Raw genomic sequence first — 19366 nt, 5'->3', positions numbered from 1 at the left:
ACGGCGCTTCGACGGGCACGAGCAACGGAGCGCGGTTTCCCGACCGCCGTCGCCGGAAAGCGGGATACCCGATTCGACCAAGCGCCCGGTAGGCTTTCGACATGCAGCAAGGACAGCTCGCCCCCGCTTTCGAGCTTCCCGATCAGTCCGGCACCCCCCGCTCGCTCGACGCGCTGCTGGCGGACGGCCCCCTGGTCCTCTTCTTCTATCCCGCCGCCAATACGCCCGTGTGCACGGCCGAGGCCTGTCATTTCCGTGACCTCGCCGCCGAGTTCGCCGCGCTCGGCGCCACCTGCGTCGGCATCAGCACCGACAACGTGGACACCCAGGCCGGATTCGCCGACAAGCAGCGTCTCGGTTATCCGTTGCTCTCCGACGCCGACGGCGCCGTCTCGGCGAAGTTCGGCGTGAAGCGCGGACTGCTCGGCAAACTCGCGCCGGTGAAGCGGCAAACGTTCGTCATCGACACGGACCGCACCGTTCGCAAGATCATTACCGGCGAGTTGCGCGCCGCGGTGCACGCCGACGAAGCCCTGAACTACCTGCGCACCAGGTAGTCCGCGCGGCGCGCCGCGGCCGCGCAGCCGTTGCCGGGCGGCGGTGCGGCCTAGGCTGGATCCATGACTTCGACCGAGGTCCAGCCCGGCGAGGGCAAACCCACCGCAGCGGTCTGGCGCACCCGGATCATCGGCGGCGCCGTGCTGCTGGCCGTCCTCGTCGTTCTCTACTTCATCCTGTCCGCGTTCATCCCGCGCTGGTGGGCACAGCGGGTGGGGTCGATGGTGCACGGTAGTTTCGCCAAGGGCATCGGCTGGGGCCTGTTCTTCGGCGGGATCTGCACCCTCGTCACCCTTTTCCTGCTGCTGTTCGCCGTGCTGGTGTGGCGGCGCAAGGCCGGCAAGTTTCTCGCCGGTGCGGCCGGGGTCGTCGCCATCCTGTTCGCGCTGCCCAACCTGATGACGCTGACCATCGTGCTCGGCAACAGCAGCGCCGCCCACGCGGGCGAACGGATCCTGGATGTCGACGCGCCCGCCTTCCGTGGTGCCGCGCTCACCGGTGCCGTCGTCGCGGCACTGCTGCTCCTGCTCGCGGTAGCGCTGTTGCTGCTGCGCCGGTGGCGGCGCACGCACCCGCGCCGACCGAAGGCAGAGGAGACGCCCGCGAGCGGCGTGTGAGTGAACTCACGTCATGCGGCATCTTTATGACGGTCGAGCGAAGTCGTGGCAAACTCGTTGTCGCGGGTGACTGTGCACAAGCTTCTCGACAATCACTAGGACAACGAACAAAACCACGTCACTTGGCTTGAAAGAAGGCACACAGTGACGAAGTGGCTCGACCCGGTCGAACAACGCGCTTGGCGTGCGATCGTGGCGTTGATGACGCGACTGCCAGGGGCTCTGGACACCCAGCTCCAGCGCGAGTCCGGCGTGACGCATTTCGAGTACTGGGTACTGACCCTGTTGTCGGAGGAACCGGGCCACCGATTGCAGATGAGTGAGCTTGCCCACAAGGCAAATGCATCGCTATCGCGCTTGTCACACGTGGTTTCCAAGCTGGAACGGATGGGCTGGGCGCAGCGCTCGGCGACGGCGGGACGGCGCGGTGTGCACGCCGTGCTCACCGACGACGGGTATCTGAAGGTGGTCGAGGCCGCGCCGGGCTATCTGGCGGCCGTGCGGCACCTGGTCTTCGACGGCTTGGACGACGCGCAGAAGGCCCAGGTCGCCGAACTGGGGGAACTGCTGGCCGAGCGGCTCGTCGACGCGCTCGACCAACTCGACCAGCTCGGCGGACTCACCCCGGCGACGGACGACCGACGCCCGAACGGCGGCTAGCCCGGCGCCTGCTCAGGATCGCGGGGCCAGGAGCACATCCGAGTCGAAGCAGGTGTGCGTGCCGGTGTGGCAGGCCGCCCCCTCTTGATCGACGACCAGCAGGATCGTATCGCCGTCACAGTCGAGCCGCACTTCGTGCACGTACTGGGTGTGGCCGGAAGTCTCCCCTTTGACCCAGTACTGCTGACGGGAGCGCGAATAGTACGTCGCCTTACGGGTTTCCAGCGTGCGCGCCAGCGCCTCGTCGTCCATCCACGCGACCATCAGCACGTCACCGGTGGCGCGTTCCTGCGCGACGGCCGAGACCAGCCCGGCGTGGTTGCGCTTGAGACGGGCGGCGATAGCGGGATCGAGACTCATGGCACCGTTATAACAGGGGCGTCGTGGCGCGGAGTACGCGGTCAGCACAGCCGGGAGCGCTGGAGTTCGCCGAGCACCTCCCAGGTGCGCCGCTGGTCCTCCGGGGTGGTCAGATCGGTCTGCGAGAAGACCACCTCCGTCGCGCCCGCCGCGAAGTACTCCGCGACCCGGGCCGCGATCAGCTCCTCGTCACCGATCACCACGAGTTCCGCCGCCCGCGCCGCCCCGGACAGCTCGATCACCCGGGCATAGGACGGGATGTCGTCGTAGAACGCCGTCTGGGCGGCGGCCGCCGCGCGCGCGGTGTCCAGGTCGGCGGTGACCACGCCGGGGACCAGGACGGTGACCCGTGGCGCGGGCCGGCCCCCCCGCTCGGCGGCGGCGGTGAACGGCGCGACGATGTGCTCGGCCAGCGCCTCGGGGCCGACCAGGAAGGGCAGGGTGCCGTCGGCCAGCTCACCGGTGACGCGCAGCGCCTGCGGTCCCATGGCGGCCACCAGGAGCGGCACGGGTGGACGCGCCCCGGCCACCGCGGCGGTCAGCGGCGCGGCGGCGGTGAGCGTCTCGCCGTGGAAATCGACCGTGCCGGTGTGCAGCACGGTGCGTAGCGCGGTGAGGAACTCGCGCAGCCGGGTGATCGGCCGGTCGAAGGATCCGCCGAACACGGGGGCCGCGAAGGATTCCGCGCCGAGGCCGAGTCCGAGGGTGAACCGGCCGCCGGTGGCCGCCTGCGCGGTCTGCGCCTGCCCGGAGATCAGCAGCGGATGACGCGCCGTGATCGGCACGGCGGAGGTGCCGACCGCGAGTCCGGGCACGGCGCGGCCGACGATCCCGGCCAGCGCGATGGCGTCATGGGTGAACGTCTGGCCGAACCACAGCGACGACAAACCGGCGGCGGCCGCCGTCGTACCCAGTGACACCGCCGCGTCCACGGCATTGCCCGTGGCGTCGAGGGCGAACGGGGACAGCGCGATTCCGATGCTCATCCCCGATGCAACCGTGCTGCCGCGAAGCGCCTTCCGCCTCGGCGGATTTCCGCCGACTACTACCGGATGACGATCTTCTCCGCCCGCATCGAATCCTTGACCTGGCCGATGGTGAGATCGCCGAAGTGGAACACGCTGGCCGCGAGCACGGCGTCGGCGCCCGCGTGCACGGCCGGGGCGAAGTGCTCGACCGTGCCCGCGCCCCCGCTGGCGATCACCGGGACCGTCACCGCCTCCCGCACGGCGCGGATCATCGGCAGGTCGAAACCGGCCTTGGTTCCGTCGGCGTCCATGGAGTTGAGCAGGATCTCGCCGACGCCGAGTTCGGCGCCGCGCGCCGCCCATTCGACAGCGTCGATGCCGGTGCCGCGTTTGCCGCCGTGCGTGGTGACCTCCCAGCCGGAGGGCGTCTCCGGCTGCCCGTCCGGCACGGTGCGCGCGTCCACCGACAGCACGATGCACTGGGAGCCGAAGCGCTCGGACATCTCGCGCAGCACCTCCGGCCGCGCGATCGCGGCGGTGTTCACCGAGACCTTGTCCGCGCCCGCGCGCAGCAGGCGGTCCACGTCCTCGACCGTGCGCACCCCGCCGCCGACGGTGAGCGGGATGAAGATCTGCTCGGCGGTGCGGGTCACCACGTCGATCATCGTGCCGCGGTCACCGGTGGAGGCGGTCACGTCGAGGAAGGTCAGCTCGTCGGCGCCCTGCGCGTCGTAGAGGGCGGCCAGTTCGACGGGATCGCCCGCGTCGCGCAGGTTCTCGAAGTTGACGCCCTTGACCACCCGCCCCGCGTCGACGTCCAGACACGGGATCACCCGTACGGCCAACGTCATTGCCTCACCCTTCCTCCGCGGCCGCCGGGTCGGCGACCGTGCAGATCATGTCGAGCAGTTCCTCGTGCACGCCGGGCGCGGCCGCGAGCACGGAGCCGGAGGAGATGGTCCACGGCCTGCCCACCAGGTCGGTGACCACGCCGCCCGCCGCGCGCACCAAGGCGACGCCCGCCGCGTTGTCCCAGGGGTGGTGCCCGAACACGATCGCGCCGCCGAGCACGCCGGAGGCCGTGAACGCCAGATCGATGCCGGTCGAGCCGTGCATGCGCACCCGGGAGGACAGCCTGCTCAGCGGTCCGAGCAGGTCGAAGCGGAATTGTCCGGGAATGCGGCCGTGCGCGTCCACGTTGAACGCGCCGAAACCGATCATGGCCTCGGAGAGTTTCCCGTGCGGAAGCGGCGGCAGCGGCTGCCCGTCCAGCAGCACGGGGCCCCCGGCCATGGCGGCGTAGCGGCGGCCGAGCAGCGGCAGCCAGGTCAGTCCCAGCACCGGTTCCCCGTCGCGGACCAGCGCGAGCAGCATGCCCGAGAGCGGATGCCCGGAGGAGTAGTTGAACGTGCCGTCGATCGGGTCGAGCACCCACGCGGTGCCGGTGGCGAGCTGCGGTCCGCCGAACTCCTCGCCGTGCACCTCGATGCCGGTGCGGCGCAGCAACTCGGCGGAGACGGTGCGCTCCAGCTCCAGGTCGAGTTCCGTGGCGAAATCGTTGCGGCCCTTCTCGACCGCGCTCGGCGCGCCGATACCCTCGACGAACCGCGAACACACCGAATCCAGGACCTCGCTCGCCGCCGCGAGCAGGTTCGACAGTTCCCGGGTCATCTCACCGCGGCCAGCGCCTCGGGCAGGGTGAACCGGCCCGCGTAGAGCGCCTTGCCGACGATCGACCCCTCGACGCCGTCGGGCACGAGTTCGGCGATCGCGACCAGGTCCGCGATGGTGGACACGCCGCCGGAGGCGATGACGGGCGCGTCGGTGGCCGCGCAGACCTCGCGCAGCAGGTCCAGGTTCGGGCCGGTGAGCGTGCCGTCCTTGGTCACGTCGGTCACCACGTAACGCGAGCAGCCGTCGCGCTCCAGGCGCTCGAGCACCTCCCACAGATCGCCGCCGTCGCTGACCCAGCCGCGGCCGCGCAGCCGGTACTCGCCCTCGATGATGCGCACGTCCAGGCCGACCGCGATGCGCTCGCCGTGCCGGGCGATGGCCTTCGCGCACCAGACCGGGTCCTCCAGCGCGGCGGTGCCGAGATTCACCCGGGCGCAGCCGGTGGACAAGGCCGCCTCGAGGCTCTCGTCGTCGCGGATGCCGCCGGACAGTTCCACCTTGACGTCGAGTTCACCGACCACGCCCGCCAGCAGTTCCCGATTCGAGCCGCGCCCGAACGCCGCGTCGAGGTCGACCAGATGCACCCATTCCGCGCCGGCTTCCTGCCAGGCCAGCGCCGCCTCGCGAGGCGAGCCGTAGCTGGTTTCGCTGCCGGCCTCTCCTTGCACGAGGCGCACAGCCTCTCCGTTGGCGACATCGACGGCGGGTAGCAGCACAAGACTCACGAGAGCAGCCTAGTGGTTACCCGGCCGCGTCCGAGTGCAGGGCCTGGGCGGATGGGACGTCGATCACCGCGACGGGCCTGCCGCGTGCGCGTCCAGGATGCGGGTCAGCAGCGTGACCAGGGTCTGCCGATCGCGCTCGGAGAAGCCCGCGAGCAATTCGTCCTGGGCGACCTTCAGGCGCTCGTCGAGATCGTCGAGGTGGCGCGCGCCCGCCGCGGTGAGCGTGACGATGTTGCGTCGGCGGTCGGCGGCGTCGGGGTTGCGCTCGACCAGCCCGCGGGCGGCGAGATCGTTCACCGCCGCGACCACGTCACTGCGGTCGATCCGGGTGCGCCTGCCCAGCTCCGCCTGGCTGGCCGGACCGAACTCACCGAGCGTGGCCAGCAGCGCGTAATGGTGCCGCCGGGAGCCGGTGGGCTCCAGCGCCCGCTCGGTCGCCCGATTCGCCACCAGCGCGACCTGATTGACCAGCCTGGTGGGCAGGACGCGGAGCCGCCCGGCGGCGTCTTCGTGCGCGATGTCCATGCGGCCACTCTAACAAGACTTGTTGGCAGCACCCACGATCTGTTACGTTGGAGCTACCAACGTTGGACACACCAACGTTCTGTTCGGAAGGCGACTCCGATGCGCAAGATTCGCTCGGCCCTCCCCCTGCTCGTTCTCCCGCTGGCCGCCCTGACCGCCGCCTGCGCCTCCGCCGCCGCGACCCCCGCGCCGGAGGTGCGCGAGATGCTGGACCGCGGGCAGGTCACCGCTCTGGTCGACCGGCTCGGCCGCGCCTTGGACGAGGGCCGCTTCGAGGAACTGCGGGCGATCTACACCCCGGACGCGACCGCGAAGACGCCCGGCGGTACCGCCGAGGGGCGCGACGCGCTGATCGCCCAGGCGCGCCGCAACCACGGCGAGGACAAGCGCATTCAGCACGTGATCGGCAACGTGCTGATCGATCTGCGCGGCGACACGGCCGACGTGCGGGCCAACTTGATCGCCACGTTCGCACCCGCCTCCTCCGACGGGACGATTCCGCGTCCGCAGTACACCCTCGGCGAGGTCTACCGTTTCGACGCGGTCCGCACCGAGGAGGGCTGGCGGCTGTCCCGGGTGCAGACCACCCCGATCTGGTCCACCGGCACGCGTCCTTGATCGGCGCGGCGAGCACGCGTGCGGTGACAGCGGAGGCGAGCACTGCGCACTGTGCCCCGCACGCGTCCCACGGGGTAGCCGTTGAACACCGAATCCCCGTCGACCGCAGGACCGGACGGCCACTCGCGAATCCGCACCGAGCCCCGAAGACGGGTCGGCGTATGCCCGGACCTACCAGCCCGGTCGTCGGCATAACCGCGGCCCGGGCGGTGCGGAAGGTAACGTCTCCGCTCGGTGATCATCCCCGGTCGCCGCTTCCCTTTCGCACCGAGGAAGTGCATGTCACGATCTGAAATCGCTGCCGCCCTGTCGCTTTCGGCAGCAGCCTGCTTCGCGGCCTTCGTCGCCGCGCCCGCCGCCAACGCCGCCGCGCCCGAGGAGGCGCGTCTGGCGGGATGCGAATTCGGCTCCGCCGCGGCGACCTACGACTACGCGCGGTTCGGCGAACACACCCGCCGGATGCTCGACCTCAGCACCGGAGAGTTCCGCGCCGAGTTCGAGAACTTCCGCGCCAACATCCAATCCAGTGCCGAGGCCGCGCACATCCGCGCCGAGGCGAACTCGGCCGACTGCCGCATCGTCTCCGGCGACGACAACCGGGCCGAGGTGGACGTCGACGTGGTGCGGACGGTGACCAGCGATGAGACCGACGGTCTGCCGCAGACCAGCCGCATGGCGATGACCGTGACGGTGGACAACGTCGACGGACGCTGGCTGGTCAGCAAGGTCCGCAAGCACTGACCGCAGCGGCGGTCCCGCGCGCCTCGGTGCGCGGGATCGCCCTACAGCGAGTTCACCCAGTTGCGCAGCAGGTGGGCGCCCGCGTCACCGGATTTCTCCGGGTGGAACTGGGTCGCCGACAGCGCGCCGTTCTCCACCGCCGCCAGGAACGGCACCCCGTGCTCGGCCCAGGTCAGCTTGGGCGCGGCGAAGTGCTCACTGGGCGGCAGGTCCCAGGTCTGCGCGGCGTAGGAGTGCACGAAGTAGAAGCGCGTCTGCGCGTCGAGGCCCGCGAACAGCACGCTGTCGGCCGGGGCGGAGACGGTGTTCCATCCCATGTGCGGCAGCACCGGCGCCGACAGCCGTTCGACCGTGCCCGGCCATTCGGCGCACCCGTCGCTCTGCTCGCCGAATTCCACACCCCGCTCGAACAGGATCTGCATGCCGACGCAGATGCCCAGTACCGGGCGCCCGCCGGCCAGCCGCTGACCGATCAGGCGCTCGCCCCGCACCGCACGCAGTCCCGCCATGCACGCGGCGAACGCCCCGACTCCCGGCACGACCAGCCCGTCGGCGGCGAGCACGGCCTGCGGGTCCGCGGTCACATCGACGCGGGCGCCCGCCCTGGTCAGCGCTCGTTCGGCGGAGTGCAGGTTGCCGGACCCGTAGTCGAGCAGGGCCACCGTTTTCGCGCTCACAGCGTTCCCTTCGTCGAGGGGACCCCGCTCACCCGCGGGTCGAGTTCCACCGCGGCGCGCAGCGCACGCGCCACCGCCTTGAATTCGGCCTCGGTGACGTGGTGCTGATCGCGGCCGTAGAGCACCCGCACGTGCAGCGCGATGCGCGCGTTCAACGCGATCGACTCGAACACGTGGCGGTTGAGCACGGTGGAGTACGGCGCGCCGGGACCGGACCCGGGAATCACCGTGTGCACCAAGTGCTCCGGCTCTCCGGTGTGCACGCAGTAGGGGCGGCCGGACACGTCGACGGCGGCGTGCGCCAGCGTCTCGTCCATCGGGATGTAGGCATCGCCGAACCGGCGGATGCCCGCCTTGTCACCCAGCGCCTTGCCGAGCGCCTGACCGAACACGATCGCGGTGTCCTCGACCGTGTGGTGCGCCTCGATCTCGGTGTCGCCCTCCGCGCGCACGGTCAGGTCGAAGCTCGCGTGCGCGCCGAGCGCGGTCAGCATGTGGTCGTAGAACGGGACGCCGGTGGCGATCTCGGTCTTGCCGGTGCCGTCCAGATCCAGCTCGACGACGATGCCGGATTCCTTGGTGACCCGCTCCACCCGGGCGGTCCTACTCATGCTCACGTCCAATCGGGTTGTCGCCGATGGCTTCTCGGCGCTGGTTCATCGCGGTGCCAGGTCGCTGCCTGCCAGCAGCCCGCTGACCCGCAGCAGTTCGTCGTTCTCGGCGGCGAGGCCGATCGTGGTGCGCAGATAGCCGGGAAGGCCGACGTCGCGGATCAGCACGCCGTGCTCGAGGTAGCGCTGCCAGCTGCGCGCGGCGTCGGCGAAGCGGCCGAACAGCAGGAAGTTGGCGTCGCTGGGGATCACGTCGAATCCGAGTTCGCGCAATGCCGCGGCCACCCGGTCGCGCTGGGCGGCCAGTTCGGCGACGCTGCCGAGCGTCTCGTCGGCATGCCGCAGGGCCGCGCGCGCGGCGGCCTGGGTGACCACCGACAGGTGGTAGGGCAACCGCACCAGCAGCATCGCGTCGATCACCGCGGGCGCGGCGACCAGATAGCCCAGGCGCCCACCGGCGAACGCGAACGCCTTGCTCATCGTCCTGGTCACCACGAGCTTCGCGGGGAACCGGTCGATCAGCCCGATGGCGCTCGGCTGCGCGGAGAACTCGCCGTAGGCCTCGTCGACCACCACGATGCCGGGGGCGGCCGCGAGGATGCGCGCCAGGTCCTCCTGCGGGATGCTGTGCCCGGTGGGGTTGTTCGGGCTGGTCACGAACACCACGTCGGGTGCGCGCTCGGCGATCGCGGCCAGAGCCTGGTCGATGTCGAGGGAGAAGTCGGCGTTGCGCTTCGCCTCGATCCACTCGGTGTCGATGCCTTCGGAGATGATCGGGTGCATCGAGTACGAGGGCACGAACCCCAGCGCGCAGCGGCCCGGTCCGCCGAAGGCCTGCAACAGCTGCTGCAGGATCTCGTTGGAGCCGTTGGCGGCCCAGACGTTGCCGGTGTCCACCGCGATACCGGTCTGCGTGGTCAGATACCGCGCCAGGTCGGTGCGCAGCGCGACGGCGTCGCGGTCCGGGTAGCGGTGCAGGTCCGCGGCGGCCGCGCGGATCGACTCGGCGACGTCGTCGATCAGCGCCCGGCTGGGCGGATGCGGGTTCTCGTTCGTGTTCAGCTGCACGGGGACCGTCAACTGCGGTGCGCCGTAAGGCTTCTTGCCCCGCAGGTTCTCCCGCAGCGGCAGGTCGTCCAGGGTCAGGTCCGCGCCGGGCGCGCTCGCCGCGCGCGTCACGAGAGGGCCTCGAAACGCGCCTGCACGGCCTGGCCGTGCGCGGGCAGGTCCTCGGCGTTCGCAAGCGCCACCACGTGGCCCGCGACATCCTTCAGCGCCGCTTCGGTGTACTCCACGACGTGGATCCCGCGCAGGAAGGTCTGCACGCTCAGCCCGGAGGAGTGCCGCGCGCAGCCCGCGGTGGGCAGCACGTGGTTGGAGCCTGCGCAGTAGTCGCCCAGGCTGACCGGCGCGTACGCGCCGACGAACACCGCTCCGGCGCTGCGCACCCGCGCCGCGACCGCGGCGGCGTCGGCGGTCTGGATCTCCAGGTGCTCGGCGGCGTAGGCGTTCACCACGCGCAGGCCCTGCTCGATGTCGTCGACCAGGACGGTGCCGGACTGCTTGCCGCGCAGCGCCTCACCCACCCGGTGGGCGTGCTTGACCACGGTCAGCTGCGTGGTCAGCGCCGCGTCCACCGCGTCGGCCAACTGCTCGCTGTCGGTGACCAGCACGCTGGCGGCGAGCACGTCGTGCTCGGCCTGGCTGATCAGGTCGGCGGCGACGTGCACCGGATCGGCGGTCGCGTCGGCGAGGACGGCGATCTCGGTGGGGCCCGCCTCGGCGTCGATGCCGACCAGGCCGCGGCACAGCCGCTTGGCCGCGGTGACGTAGATGTTGCCCGGCCCGGTGATCAGGTCCACCGGCTCCAGCTGCGCGCCGTCGGTGTCGACGCCGCCGTAGGACAGCAGCGCCACGCCCTGGGCTCCGCCGACCGCCCATACCTCCTCGACGCCGAGCAGCTGCGCGGCCGCCAGGATGGTGGGGTGCGGCAGCCCGCCGAACCGCGCCTGCGGCGGGGACGCCACCACCAGCGAGCCGACGCCCGCGGTCTGCGCGGGCACCACGTTCATCACGACGCTGGACGGGTAGACGGCGTTACCGCCCGGCACGTACAGGCCGACCCGCTCGACCGGCACCCAGCGCTCGGTGACCGTGCCGCCCGGCACCACCTCGGTGGTCTTGTCCGTGCGACGCTGATCGGCGTGCACCTTGCGCGCCCTGGCGATGGACTCCTCCAGCGCCGCGCGGACCGCCGGGTCCAGCCGCTCCAGCGCGGCTTCCAGCTCGGCCGCGGGCACCCGCACCGTCGCCGGGATCACCCCGTCGAAGCGCTCGCTGAACTCCAGCGCCGCCGACACGCCCTGATCACGGATCGCCTCGACCACCGGACGCACCTGATGCAGCACCGAGTCCACGTCGACTCCCCCGCGCGGCAGCGCGGCGCGCAGCTCGGCGACGGAGGGAGTACGACCGCGCAGATCGACGCGGGCGAGCTCGATGCGGGATGTCATGTGGTGTCGGTCCTTGTCTCCAGCTGAATCCGCAACAGGAAAGTTGCCGCTACCAGCCTAATGGGCCGACGCGAGCCGTTTTCGCGGTGGTCCGGGCGGCCGGGTCGCGAGGCAGCGGTGTGCGCAGGTCGGCGGTCGGTAGGTGCCCGCGGTGCGCCGAACTGTGGCGTTGCTCTCCTGCGCCCGCGTCAGCGAGTGTCGCTGTCGATCTGCACAGACCCGCTGCCGGGGTTGATCACCCGGAGCGTGACCGACTTGTTCTGGCCGCCGTAGGTCACGCTGGCCACGTTGACGTCCACCGAACCGTCCGCATTGGTACCGGTACCCCCTCCGGCCGTGTCGACGGTGTTGAAGCCGGTGACCCGGTTCTGCGTCCAGTAGTCCTCGAAGGCCTGCTGGCTCCCGTAGACCTGCTGGGCGGCCGGGGTCAGCTGCTTCCAGGCAGCGGAGAGGCTCAGGTAGGTGAGGTTGTTGTAGAAGTTCACCACCATATCGATGGACTGCCGCGAGTCGGCCTTGCCGACGCTCTTCGTCTCCCCCACGGGGACGGCGGCCGAGGTCGTGTTGCCGCCGGGGCGCGTGGAGGCGACCACCGACGAGGTACCGCCCTGCGAGGCGTTGGTGTTCGAGCCCGACGAACTCAGCATGTTCACCATGACGGCTGCGGCCACCACGACCGCGCCGATCAGCGCGCCGATCAGCACCGCACGCCGTTTCCCTCCCGAGCCCTGACTCGGTGCCGGGCGCGGCTGCGCCATGGTGCGGGGATGGGCCGCGGTGTCCGAGTGCACCGGCGGCGGGGGCGTGGGACGGGGACGCGGCTGGCGCTCGGTCGGCGTGTAGGGCGCCGAGGCCATCGCCGAGGGCCGCAGCGCGCGGGTCGCCGATTCCGGCTCCCCCGCCCTCGGCCGGGTGAAGGCTTCGCTGGCGGGTACGAACCCGGCGGCCACCGGCGCGGGGCCCGCATCGGCGAACGCGGCGAGGTGGTCGCGCGCGGCCCGCATGCTCGGGCGCTCGCGTGGCTCGGGGCTGAGCAGGTCGAGCAGGAAATCCGTGGCGGGCCCGGCGTTGCGCGGTTCGCTCAGCTGACCGTTGGCGGCGGCGTAGAGCACCGCGAGCGGGTTGGAGCCCGCGCCGTAGGGCGGTTCGCCCTCGAGCGCGTGGAACAGCGTGGCGCCCAGCGCGAACACATCGGAGGCGGGGCTCGGATCGGAGCCGCGGGCGACCTCCGGCGCGAGGTAGGCGGCGGTGCCGCAGATCAATCCGGTCTCGGTGAGCGTGACGTCGCCGGTCGCCCGGGAGATGCCGAAGTCGGTGATCTTCACCGTGCCGTGATCGTCGAGCAGGATGTTGCCCGGCTTCACGTCGCGGTGCACGATGCCCGCCTGGTGCGCGGCGATCAGCGCCGAGGCGACCTGCTCGCCGATCCGCGCGACCTGGGTCAGCGGCAACGTGCCCTGGGCGCCGATCACCGCCGCCAGGCTCTTGGACTTCAGATACTCCATCACCAGGCAGGGATCGCCGTCGTGCTCGGTGATGTCGAACACCACGATCGCGTTCGGATGCTGGAAGCGGGCGGCGTTGCGGGCCTCCCGGATGGCGCGCTGGCGCACCACGACGCGTTCGGCCTCGGGCAGGCTCGGCTGGATGTGGATCTGCTTGACGGCAACGGAGCGCTGGAGGCGTTCGTCGACGGCACGCCAGACCACGCCCGTGCCGCCGCTACCAATCCGCTCGACCAGGCGGTAATGCTCCGCGATCAACTGACCGGTATCGATGGCGCCTACTCCGAACCTTCTCGAAATCGTGACATCCCGCATATTGATTACTCACGCGGTCCGGGGATGAGTGTAGCGGGCGCCGGAACACTCGCACGCGTCAGCCGGACCTTTCCGCGGCCCCGAATCGCCCGGCACGGACTATCCGCGAGCACGCAGCATCCGGCCCGCGGCGTCCACCGCGGGCGCCGAACTGCTCGCGTCGCTGATGAACACGGCAAATGCCAGGTCGCCGTCGATGCCGACGAACCAGCCGTGCGCGTGGGCGTCATCGATGTACTCCGCGGTACCGGTCTTGCCGAGCAGCCCCGGGAGGTCGCGCAATTGGGTCGCGGTGCCGTCTGTGATCGTCTCGCGCATCATGGCTTTCAGCTGGTCGTCGACCTGCGGCGGCAGTGCGTCCGCCGTCCGGTCGGGGGTGCCCGGCTTGCCCGCGACGAGGGTGGGCGCGGGCACGGCGCCGCGGGCGATGGACGCCGCGAGTAGAGCCATGCCGAACGGCGACGCTGTCACCTGCCCTTGACCGATCGCCGATTCCACCCGCAGCGCCGAGGTCTGCGCCGCGGGAACTTTTCCGGTGACGGTGGTCAGGCCCGGTGTGACGTAGTCGATGCCGAGTCCGAGCTGTGCGGCGGCTTTCGTCAGGGCATCGGCGGGCAACTGCGCGCCGAGCGCGCCCATCGTGGTGTTGCAGGACCGGGCGAACGCGGTGTGCAGCGGGACGGAGCCGAGATCGAAGTTGTTGTCGTTGGGGATGCGGCGGCCCTCGATGTTCGCCGTACCGGGGCAGGGCAGCACGGTGTCGGGTGTCACGGCGCCGGCCTGCAGCGCGGCGGAGACGGTGACCGTCTTGAACGTCGATCCCGGCGGGTAGAGCCCGGTGAGCGCGATCGGGCCCTGCGCGTCGGCGGCGGCGTTCTGCGCGATCGCGACGACCGCACCGGTCGAGGGCCGCAGGGCGACGATCGCGGCGGGCTGGGCGACCGGGTCCAGCGCCGCCTCGGCCGCGCGCTGCAGGCCGGGATCGAGCGTGGTCGCGATGTCGGCGGTGGGCCTCGGGTCCGTCCCGGCGACGCGCTGGGTGCCCTGCGGGGTCTGGGCGCGCACCGCCCACCCGGCGTTCGCGTCGGCGGACTCCTGCCACAACTCGGCCAGTCCGGACAGCGTCGGGGCGGCCAGCGCCTTGTCGGTGGTCAGCAGCCGGGTCTGCGGGGCGAGGGTGACGCCCGGCAGCGCGGTCAGGCGCTCCCGGATCGGGGCGAGGTCCGTCTCGCGCAGGGTGATCGCGGTGATCGGCTTGCCTTGCGCCGCGGCCAGTTCCGTTTGCAGCGACGGCGCGCCGAGGCCGGGCGAGAGCGGGCCGAGGAGCTCCGCGACCGCGGCGAGGTCGGCGCCGGGGGCCAGATTCACCAGTGTGACGATCTGCTCGGTCATCAGTTCGCCGCCCGCGGCATCGAGGATGCGTGCCGGTTCCGGATAGACCCTGCTGTAGCTCAACGGCCCGCCGGCCAGGCCAGGGGCGACCGTGGCGGGATCCCACTTCACCCGCCACCCCCTCCCGTCGTCGTGCGCGGTGCCGTTGGTGGTGTAGGTCCACTCGGACTTGCCGTCCCCGCCCAGTTTCCAGGTGGCGGCCAGCGTGAAACTCTCGTCGTCGACCGAGCGGACCTCATAGCGCACGTCCTTGCCGAGCCCCTCGTAGAGCGCGCCGAGGGTGTCGGAGGCCAGGGCCGGGTTGTCGGTGAGCGCGGCCGCCGCGGCGACGTCGTCGTGGTTCAGCGCCTCGGCGAACTGCCCGGCCACGGTATCGGGTTGATCCGGTCCGGATGAGCAGGCGGCGAGCACGAGCACCGGTGCGGCGAACAGGACGAGGGACTTCCGGTTGGTACGCACGCCGACGACCCTATCGGGCCGAGCGCGATGCCGGGCGGGGCGCGATGTCAGTCGCGCGCCCATCTGGCCTCGGCCAGCGCGGCGGCGTCGTCGTCGGTGAGGTCGATGTCGAACACCTCGGCGAGGATCTTGGGGAGTTCGGCGGGTTCCAGTTCCCGCGTGTCGCTCGTGCCGTCGGGATACTCGGTGACGAACGTGGTGCCGTCCAGCACGTGGTGCGCGTCCGGGTGGAAACGCTGCACGTACGGCCGGGTGGTGAACGGGGAACGCGGTGAGGTCGACACGAAGTGGTTGCCGACGGCGTAGTCGATGCGGTACTGCGGATTCAGCGTGAAACTGTGCCGGTCGATCCATCCCTCGCGGCCGTATTGGTGCAGCACCCACAGCTCGGAATCCAGCTCCCCGCGCGTGCGCTCCAGCCGGAACTTCCACTCCCCCGCCGCGAATTCGCCGGTCTCCGAGGACAATTCGAACGGCGCGAGCGGTCCGGCGCCGAAGCCCACGTCGCACAGCCACACCCGGTCGTCGTCGGTGGTCGTCACGCGCAGCAACGCGTGGGTGGCGGGCCGCAACCCGGCGCCCGCGCCCATGCTCACCCGCCCGCTCAGCCCGGTGACGCCGAAACCGAGTCGTTCCAGCGCGGCCGCGAACAGTCCGACGTTCTCGTAGCAGTAGCCGCCGCGGCGGCGGCGCACCATCTTGTCCTGCAAGGTCGCCAGGTCGAGGGGAATCGACCGGCCCAGGATGATCTCCAGGTTCTCGAACGGGATGGCGGTGGTGTGCGCCCGCACCAGCTCGTGCAGCGTACGGACGGTAGGGGCGCGCTCGCCGTCGAAACCGATCCGGGCCAGATACGCGTCCAGATCGAGATCCGCTCCGTTCCAGTGGTAGGCCGGGTCGGTCGGCTTGCTCATCACGTCCTCGCTTCGTCGTTCGGTCTTCTCGATCAACCGCGCTGGACGACGATCGTGTTCCCGGCGCCTCACGCCGCGCACTTCGCGCCCGCGGGTGCGGGCGGGGCGGTGACGACGCCGTGCGCGACGTCGACGAGGTAGTCGCGGTCCGGGCCGTCGACCGGTTCCGTGCCGAGCAGCAGGCGCTCGACGACGCAGCCGCCTTCGAAGAAGGCCGGGCCGACGCTGTGGTCGCCCGGCGCCACCCGCCCGTTCAGGTCGCGCCCGGTGACGACGGTGTACATGGAGGTGGGCTTGCCCGCGGCGGCCAGCCCCGCGCGCATCTCGACGCTCGTGGCGTAGGGCACCACGTCGTCGGCGGTGCCGTGGACGAGAAACGCGCGCCGCACGTCCATCCGGGCCGCCAGCAGGGCGGGTGAGCGTTCGGCGTAGGCGAGCGGGCAAGCGGCGGGCGGGCAGCCACCCGCGTCGCGCTCGATCTGCGCGGGCAGTGCCGGGTCCACGGCCACCGCACCCAGCCACATCGTGAAATCGTCGGCGGGACCGTAGTTGTCGACCCAGTAGTCGAACATCCCGCGCGGACCGTGCGCCGCCGCGAGACCGCTGGTGATGCCGCCCTGACTCCAGCCCCACAGCACCGTGCGGGTGATCGAGCCGTGGACCTGGCGGTACCACGCGGTCGCGGCGACGACGTCGCGCCGGCCCGCCCACAGATTCCACTCTCCGGTGCGCCACCGGCTGTCGGCGGAGCGTAGATCCATCGACAGGATCGGAGTCGCGGTGCGCCGCGCGATCGACTCGAGGTAACCGGCGAAATCCGCCGACGACCCGTCGTGCCCGTGCACCGCGACCACGAGCGCCTCCGGGGTCACGTCCCCCTCGGCGCACCGGTAGGGCTCGTACACCCGCCCGGTCGCCTCCTCACCGTCCACGGTCAGCGAGACCGGACGCACCGTCACACCCGTCGCGCAAGCCGGATCCGCCGAGACACGCGGCGCGGCAGCGATTGTCGTCACGAGCACGCCGGCCAGCGCGCAGCAGAGAAGCAGTACCGGATGGGCCCGTCGCATCCTCGGATGATGTCACGCCGTCAGCGGCGTCGCGGCGTCCCGGCGCAGGCGCGTCAGGACGAGCAGTCCGCCCCCGGCGGCGGCGAGACCCACCACCGCGCCGAACACGGCCACCCCGGCGCTCAACCCGTAGGCGTCGGCGAGGAACCCGGCGGTCAGCGGCAGCGCCGCGGCCGGAAGATAGCCGCCGACGTTCTGCGCGGCGTTCGCCTCGGCCAGCCGCCCGCCCGGCACGCTCGCGCCGATCGCCGTCAGGCCCCCGAACTGGCCGAGCCCTTGACCGGCCCCGGCGAGCGCGGCGGCCGTCACGAACAACGCGAGCGAGGTCGTCGCGAGCGACAGCACCAGCGCGATCATGCTCGTCACGGTCGCGGCCGCGCCGCCGAGCAGGACGGTGCGCACGCCGAATCGCCGCGCGGCGAACTGAACTCCGGTCGCGGCGAGGAACATCGTGAACGCCACCGCACCCGCGAGCACCCGGTCGGCGGCGCCGAGCAGATGCGTCAGCACCGACGGCCCCAGCGACAGGACGAACGACGTCGCGGTGATCCCCGGTCCGAACACCGCGATCCCGAGCAGCACGGCGGTCCGCCCCTCCCACGCGACCGAAGGAATCCGGATCCACGGCCCGCGTCCGCCGGGACCCGCGGGCAACGGCAGCCGGGCTGTCACCGCGAAAGCCGTCGCCAGCACGGCGATCTCGAGCCCGAAGACCGTCACCGTGGGACCGGGCAGCGTTTCGGACAGGAGGCCCGCCAGCAACGGGCCGCTTCCGGCCCCGAGCACCATCGCCGTGGAGGCGGCCAGCGCGGCGACGCGTCTGCGGTCGGGCCCGCCCACGTCCGTGACCGCCGCCATGCCCGCCGAGACGGCCGCGCCGACCGCCACACCGGTGAGCAGCCGTGCTAGTGCCAGCAGTAGGACCGACTGCGCGATCGCGAACAGCACGCAGGCCGCCATCGCCGCCGCCACCGCGGGCAGCAGGACCGGCTTGCGCCCCACCCGGTCCGACACCACGCCCGCGACCAGCAGCGCTCCCAGCAAACCGACGATGTAGCAGGCGAACACCGCGGTCAGCGTCCCGGACGAGAAACCGATCGTCCGCTGCCACACCACATACAGCGGCGTCGGCGCGTTCGACAGCACGAACACCGCGAACACCGGCCAGGCCGCCCGCCACACCGACGAGCCGTTCGTTCGGCGCACTTCCGCGCGGGGCCGCGTCACCGTCGATCCCATCACCACTCCTTTGTTCGAATTTACTCGTACTGGTACGACAATAACCGAACATGCGGCAGTAGTACGATAGAAGTCGTACAAAGCAGCCGAGAGCGAGGAGACGCGATGCCAGCGGCTACCGAGGACACCGCCGTGCTGCCCGAGCCGGATCACGCCGATCTGCGCCTCGACCAGGTCCTCGCCGCATTGAGCGACCCACTGCGCCTGGCCATGGTCCGCAAGCTCCTGCTGGACTCCCCCGAGAACGACCGGCCCTGCTCCTGGTTCGGCATCGACCGGCCGAAATCCACGCTGACGCACCATTTCCGAGTGCTGCGCGAGGCGGGCGTCACCCGGCAGCGGCGCTACGGACTCGAGCGCCGCAGCCAGGTGCGCGTCGCCGACCTCGAAGCGCGCTTCCCTGGCTTGCTCGACCTGGTCCGCGCCTGGGAACCCGCGAGCTGATTCCGATTTTTGGGGGCAGGCCCCGGCGTCGCGGCCCTGTTAGGCCGACCGGAACCGGCTGCGCGGCGGGAGTTTCCGTGACGCCGCCGTCGCCCTGTGCGCGCTGGTCGCCGTGGCCGACGACGCGACCGCGGCGACCGGCCGCGCCACCGTCGCCGAGCTGGTCACGACCGATCCGGTCCTGCGCAATTTCCCGGTCGACGACTTGCGCGCCCTTTTCGAGGACAACTGCAATCGGCTGGCGAACGATCCGATCCGCGGTTGCGCGCACGTGCTGCGGCAGATCGCCGAAGCGGGCGGCAAGCCGGCGGCCTCTGAGCCACGGCGCGGACGTTACGATTCGCCTATGCGTTCGATTGATGCCGCGCAGCGGCGCGCTCGGCTGGCGGTGCGGCACCGGTTGGCGATGCCGGAGCGCACCGGGCGGGTCGCGGAGATCGCCCGCTCGATGGTCGCGCTGCACGCGACCGATCCGGCGACCGTGTACCTCTCCGTCGCGGCCCGTGCCGACGGGCTCACGCCCTCCGACGTCGAACAGGCGCTCTACGAGGATCGTTCGCTGCTGCGAATGCTCGCCATGCGGCGCACCATGTTCGTCGTGCCGGTGGAATCGGTTCCGATTCTCCAGGCTTCGTGCGCGGACGCCCTGGCGCACAAGCAGCGGCGCACCTACGGCAAGTACCTGACGCAGGCGGGCATCGGGGACGGCGATACGGCCGGCTGGTGGGCCGAGGTCGAAGCCGAGACGCACAAAGCGTTGCTGGCCCGCGGCGCGGCGACC

General features: G+C 71.3%; 22 protein-coding genes. 7 read left to right on the top strand and 15 right to left on the bottom strand.

Features of this window, described 5'->3' with window-relative positions:
* The first annotated feature begins 101 nt into the window (after positions 1 to 101).
* From ON29_RS10570 to ON29_RS10560, 3 genes are all read left to right on the top strand, one after another.
* Complete coding sequence (locus tag ON29_RS10570) at positions 102 to 557, top strand: peroxiredoxin (RefSeq protein WP_040866029.1); 456 nt, start codon at positions 102 to 104, stop codon at positions 555 to 557.
* 63 nt (positions 558 to 620) lie between these two features.
* The gene (locus ON29_RS10565; RefSeq protein WP_040866028.1) at positions 621 to 1175 is read left to right on the top strand and encodes a hypothetical protein; all 555 of its coding nucleotides are present in this window, start codon (positions 621 to 623) and stop codon (positions 1173 to 1175) included.
* 144 nt (positions 1176 to 1319) lie between these two features.
* Positions 1320 to 1835, top strand: a complete 516-nt coding sequence (locus tag ON29_RS10560) for a MarR family winged helix-turn-helix transcriptional regulator (RefSeq protein WP_051175071.1) — start codon at positions 1320 to 1322, stop codon at positions 1833 to 1835.
* A gap of 12 nt (positions 1836 to 1847) precedes the next feature.
* On the opposite strand, the gene hisI is transcribed toward ON29_RS10560, so the two are convergent.
* From hisI to ON29_RS10530, 6 genes are all read right to left on the bottom strand, one after another.
* The gene (gene hisI, locus ON29_RS10555; RefSeq protein WP_040866027.1) at positions 1848 to 2195 is read right to left on the bottom strand and encodes a phosphoribosyl-AMP cyclohydrolase; all 348 of its coding nucleotides are present in this window, start codon (positions 2193 to 2195) and stop codon (positions 1848 to 1850) included.
* Positions 2196 to 2236: 41 nt separating this feature from the next.
* The gene (locus ON29_RS10550) at positions 2237 to 3181 is read right to left on the bottom strand and encodes a TIGR03564 family F420-dependent LLM class oxidoreductase (RefSeq protein WP_040866026.1); all 945 of its coding nucleotides are present in this window, start codon (positions 3179 to 3181) and stop codon (positions 2237 to 2239) included.
* Between the two features lie 59 nt (positions 3182 to 3240).
* Entirely contained in the window at positions 3241 to 4014 is a 774-nt protein-coding gene (gene hisF / locus ON29_RS10545) for an imidazole glycerol phosphate synthase subunit HisF (RefSeq protein ID WP_040866025.1), read from the bottom strand.
* 4 nt (positions 4015 to 4018) lie between these two features.
* On the bottom strand, positions 4019 to 4834 hold the full coding sequence (locus tag ON29_RS10540; RefSeq protein ID WP_040866024.1) for an inositol monophosphatase family protein: 816 nt from the start codon (positions 4832 to 4834) through the stop codon (positions 4019 to 4021).
* A complete protein-coding gene (gene priA / locus ON29_RS10535) occupies positions 4831 to 5562 on the bottom strand; it encodes a bifunctional 1-(5-phosphoribosyl)-5-((5-phosphoribosylamino)methylideneamino)imidazole-4-carboxamide isomerase/phosphoribosylanthranilate isomerase PriA (RefSeq protein WP_040866023.1) in 732 nt (243 codons plus the stop codon). The genes ON29_RS10540 and priA overlap by 4 nt, the downstream gene beginning before the upstream one ends.
* Before the next feature lie 63 nt (positions 5563 to 5625).
* Complete coding sequence (locus ON29_RS10530; protein ID WP_040866022.1) at positions 5626 to 6087, bottom strand: MarR family winged helix-turn-helix transcriptional regulator; 462 nt, start codon at positions 6085 to 6087, stop codon at positions 5626 to 5628.
* 99 nt (positions 6088 to 6186) lie between these two features.
* Here ON29_RS10530 and ON29_RS33765 point away from each other — a divergent pair, with 99 nt between their 5' ends.
* Both ON29_RS33765 and ON29_RS10520 read left to right on the top strand, forming a co-directional pair.
* Positions 6187 to 6705 carry a nuclear transport factor 2 family protein gene (locus tag ON29_RS33765; protein ID WP_051175070.1) on the top strand — a complete coding sequence of 173 codons (519 nt, stop codon included), beginning with the start codon at positions 6187 to 6189 and terminating at the stop codon, positions 6703 to 6705.
* A 279-nt stretch (positions 6706 to 6984) separates the two neighbouring features.
* Positions 6985 to 7446 (top strand): Rv1363c family protein, encoded by a 462-nt coding sequence (locus ON29_RS10520; protein ID WP_040866021.1) that lies wholly within the window; start codon positions 6985 to 6987, stop codon positions 7444 to 7446.
* 41 nt (positions 7447 to 7487) lie between these two features.
* On the opposite strand, the gene hisH is transcribed toward ON29_RS10520, so the two are convergent.
* The 9 genes from hisH to ON29_RS10475 all read right to left on the bottom strand — a co-directional run bounded on the left by hisH (position 7488) and on the right by ON29_RS10475 (position 18141).
* Positions 7488 to 8123: an imidazole glycerol phosphate synthase subunit HisH gene (hisH, locus tag ON29_RS10515; RefSeq protein WP_040866020.1), complete on the bottom strand. Its 636-nt coding sequence runs from the start codon at positions 8121 to 8123 to the stop codon at positions 7488 to 7490.
* Positions 8120 to 8734 (bottom strand): imidazoleglycerol-phosphate dehydratase HisB, encoded by a 615-nt coding sequence (gene hisB, locus ON29_RS10510; RefSeq protein ID WP_040866019.1) that lies wholly within the window; start codon positions 8732 to 8734, stop codon positions 8120 to 8122. The genes hisH and hisB overlap by 4 nt, the downstream gene beginning before the upstream one ends.
* A 45-nt stretch (positions 8735 to 8779) precedes the next feature.
* Positions 8780 to 9913 carry a histidinol-phosphate transaminase gene (locus tag ON29_RS10505; protein WP_040866018.1) on the bottom strand — a complete coding sequence of 378 codons (1134 nt, stop codon included), beginning with the start codon at positions 9911 to 9913 and terminating at the stop codon, positions 8780 to 8782.
* A complete protein-coding gene (hisD, locus tag ON29_RS10500; protein WP_040866017.1) occupies positions 9910 to 11247 on the bottom strand; it encodes a histidinol dehydrogenase in 1338 nt (445 codons plus the stop codon). The genes ON29_RS10505 and hisD overlap by 4 nt, the downstream gene beginning before the upstream one ends.
* A gap of 188 nt (positions 11248 to 11435) precedes the next feature.
* Complete coding sequence (locus tag ON29_RS10495; RefSeq protein WP_083863349.1) at positions 11436 to 13067, bottom strand: serine/threonine-protein kinase; 1632 nt, start codon at positions 13065 to 13067, stop codon at positions 11436 to 11438.
* Positions 13068 to 13166: 99 nt separating this feature from the next.
* Positions 13167 to 14918, bottom strand: a complete 1752-nt coding sequence (locus ON29_RS10490) for a penicillin-binding transpeptidase domain-containing protein (protein ID WP_051175082.1) — start codon at positions 14916 to 14918, stop codon at positions 13167 to 13169.
* 47 nt (positions 14919 to 14965) lie between these two features.
* Positions 14966 to 15832, bottom strand: a complete 867-nt coding sequence (locus ON29_RS10485) for an arylamine N-acetyltransferase family protein (protein ID WP_040866085.1) — start codon at positions 15830 to 15832, stop codon at positions 14966 to 14968.
* Between the two features lie 68 nt (positions 15833 to 15900).
* Positions 15901 to 16902 carry an alpha/beta hydrolase family protein gene (locus ON29_RS10480; RefSeq protein ID WP_051175069.1) on the bottom strand — a complete coding sequence of 334 codons (1002 nt, stop codon included), beginning with the start codon at positions 16900 to 16902 and terminating at the stop codon, positions 15901 to 15903.
* 12 nt (positions 16903 to 16914) lie between these two features.
* Positions 16915 to 18141 carry an MFS transporter gene (locus ON29_RS10475; protein ID WP_051175068.1) on the bottom strand — a complete coding sequence of 409 codons (1227 nt, stop codon included), beginning with the start codon at positions 18139 to 18141 and terminating at the stop codon, positions 16915 to 16917.
* A 105-nt stretch (positions 18142 to 18246) separates the two neighbouring features.
* On the opposite strand from ON29_RS10475, the gene ON29_RS10470 reads away from it, so the two are divergent.
* Both ON29_RS10470 and ON29_RS10460 read left to right on the top strand, forming a co-directional pair.
* Complete coding sequence (locus ON29_RS10470; protein ID WP_040866015.1) at positions 18247 to 18585, top strand: ArsR/SmtB family transcription factor; 339 nt, start codon at positions 18247 to 18249, stop codon at positions 18583 to 18585.
* Between the two features lie 112 nt (positions 18586 to 18697).
* Positions 18698 to 19366 (top strand): DNA glycosylase AlkZ-like family protein (locus ON29_RS10460; protein WP_245548894.1); only part of this gene is annotated, 669 nt, incomplete at its 3' end.

The organism is Nocardia exalbida NBRC 100660, assembly GCF_000308575.1.
GTDB lineage: Bacteria > Actinomycetota > Actinomycetes > Mycobacteriales > Mycobacteriaceae > Nocardia > Nocardia exalbida.
The sequence above is the reverse complement of the archived record's forward strand: the minus strand, read 5'-3'. Positions and strand labels throughout refer to the sequence as shown.

Excerpts from the sequence above, each read along its gene's own strand:
- ON29_RS10495 (WP_083863349.1), bottom strand. The coding sequence starts at position 13,067 with ATGCGGGATGTCACGATTTCGAGAAGGTTCGGAGTAGGCGCCATCGAT.
- ON29_RS33765 (WP_051175070.1), top strand. The coding sequence starts at position 6,187 with ATGCGCAAGATTCGCTCGGCCCTCCCCCTGCTCGTTCTCCCGCTGGCC.
- ON29_RS10550 (WP_040866026.1), bottom strand. The coding sequence starts at position 3,181 with ATGAGCATCGGAATCGCGCTGTCCCCGTTCGCCCTCGACGCCACGGGC.
- ON29_RS10520 (WP_040866021.1), top strand. The coding sequence starts at position 6,985 with ATGTCACGATCTGAAATCGCTGCCGCCCTGTCGCTTTCGGCAGCAGCC.
- ON29_RS10530 (WP_040866022.1), bottom strand. The coding sequence starts at position 6,087 with ATGGACATCGCGCACGAAGACGCCGCCGGGCGGCTCCGCGTCCTGCCC.
- hisB (WP_040866019.1), bottom strand. The coding sequence starts at position 8,734 with ATGAGTAGGACCGCCCGGGTGGAGCGGGTCACCAAGGAATCCGGCATC.
- hisD (WP_040866017.1), bottom strand. The coding sequence starts at position 11,247 with ATGACATCCCGCATCGAGCTCGCCCGCGTCGATCTGCGCGGTCGTACT.
- ON29_RS10475 (WP_051175068.1), bottom strand. The coding sequence starts at position 18,141 with ATGGGATCGACGGTGACGCGGCCCCGCGCGGAAGTGCGCCGAACGAAC.
- ON29_RS10480 (WP_051175069.1), bottom strand. The coding sequence starts at position 16,902 with ATGCGACGGGCCCATCCGGTACTGCTTCTCTGCTGCGCGCTGGCCGGC.
- ON29_RS10565 (WP_040866028.1), top strand. The coding sequence starts at position 621 with ATGACTTCGACCGAGGTCCAGCCCGGCGAGGGCAAACCCACCGCAGCG.
- hisF (WP_040866025.1), bottom strand. The coding sequence starts at position 4,014 with ATGACGTTGGCCGTACGGGTGATCCCGTGTCTGGACGTCGACGCGGGG.
- ON29_RS10485 (WP_040866085.1), bottom strand. The coding sequence starts at position 15,832 with ATGAGCAAGCCGACCGACCCGGCCTACCACTGGAACGGAGCGGATCTC.
- hisI (WP_040866027.1), bottom strand. The coding sequence starts at position 2,195 with ATGAGTCTCGATCCCGCTATCGCCGCCCGTCTCAAGCGCAACCACGCC.
- ON29_RS10470 (WP_040866015.1), top strand. The coding sequence starts at position 18,247 with ATGCCAGCGGCTACCGAGGACACCGCCGTGCTGCCCGAGCCGGATCAC.
- ON29_RS10570 (WP_040866029.1), top strand. The coding sequence starts at position 102 with ATGCAGCAAGGACAGCTCGCCCCCGCTTTCGAGCTTCCCGATCAGTCC.
- ON29_RS10540 (WP_040866024.1), bottom strand. The coding sequence starts at position 4,834 with ATGACCCGGGAACTGTCGAACCTGCTCGCGGCGGCGAGCGAGGTCCTG.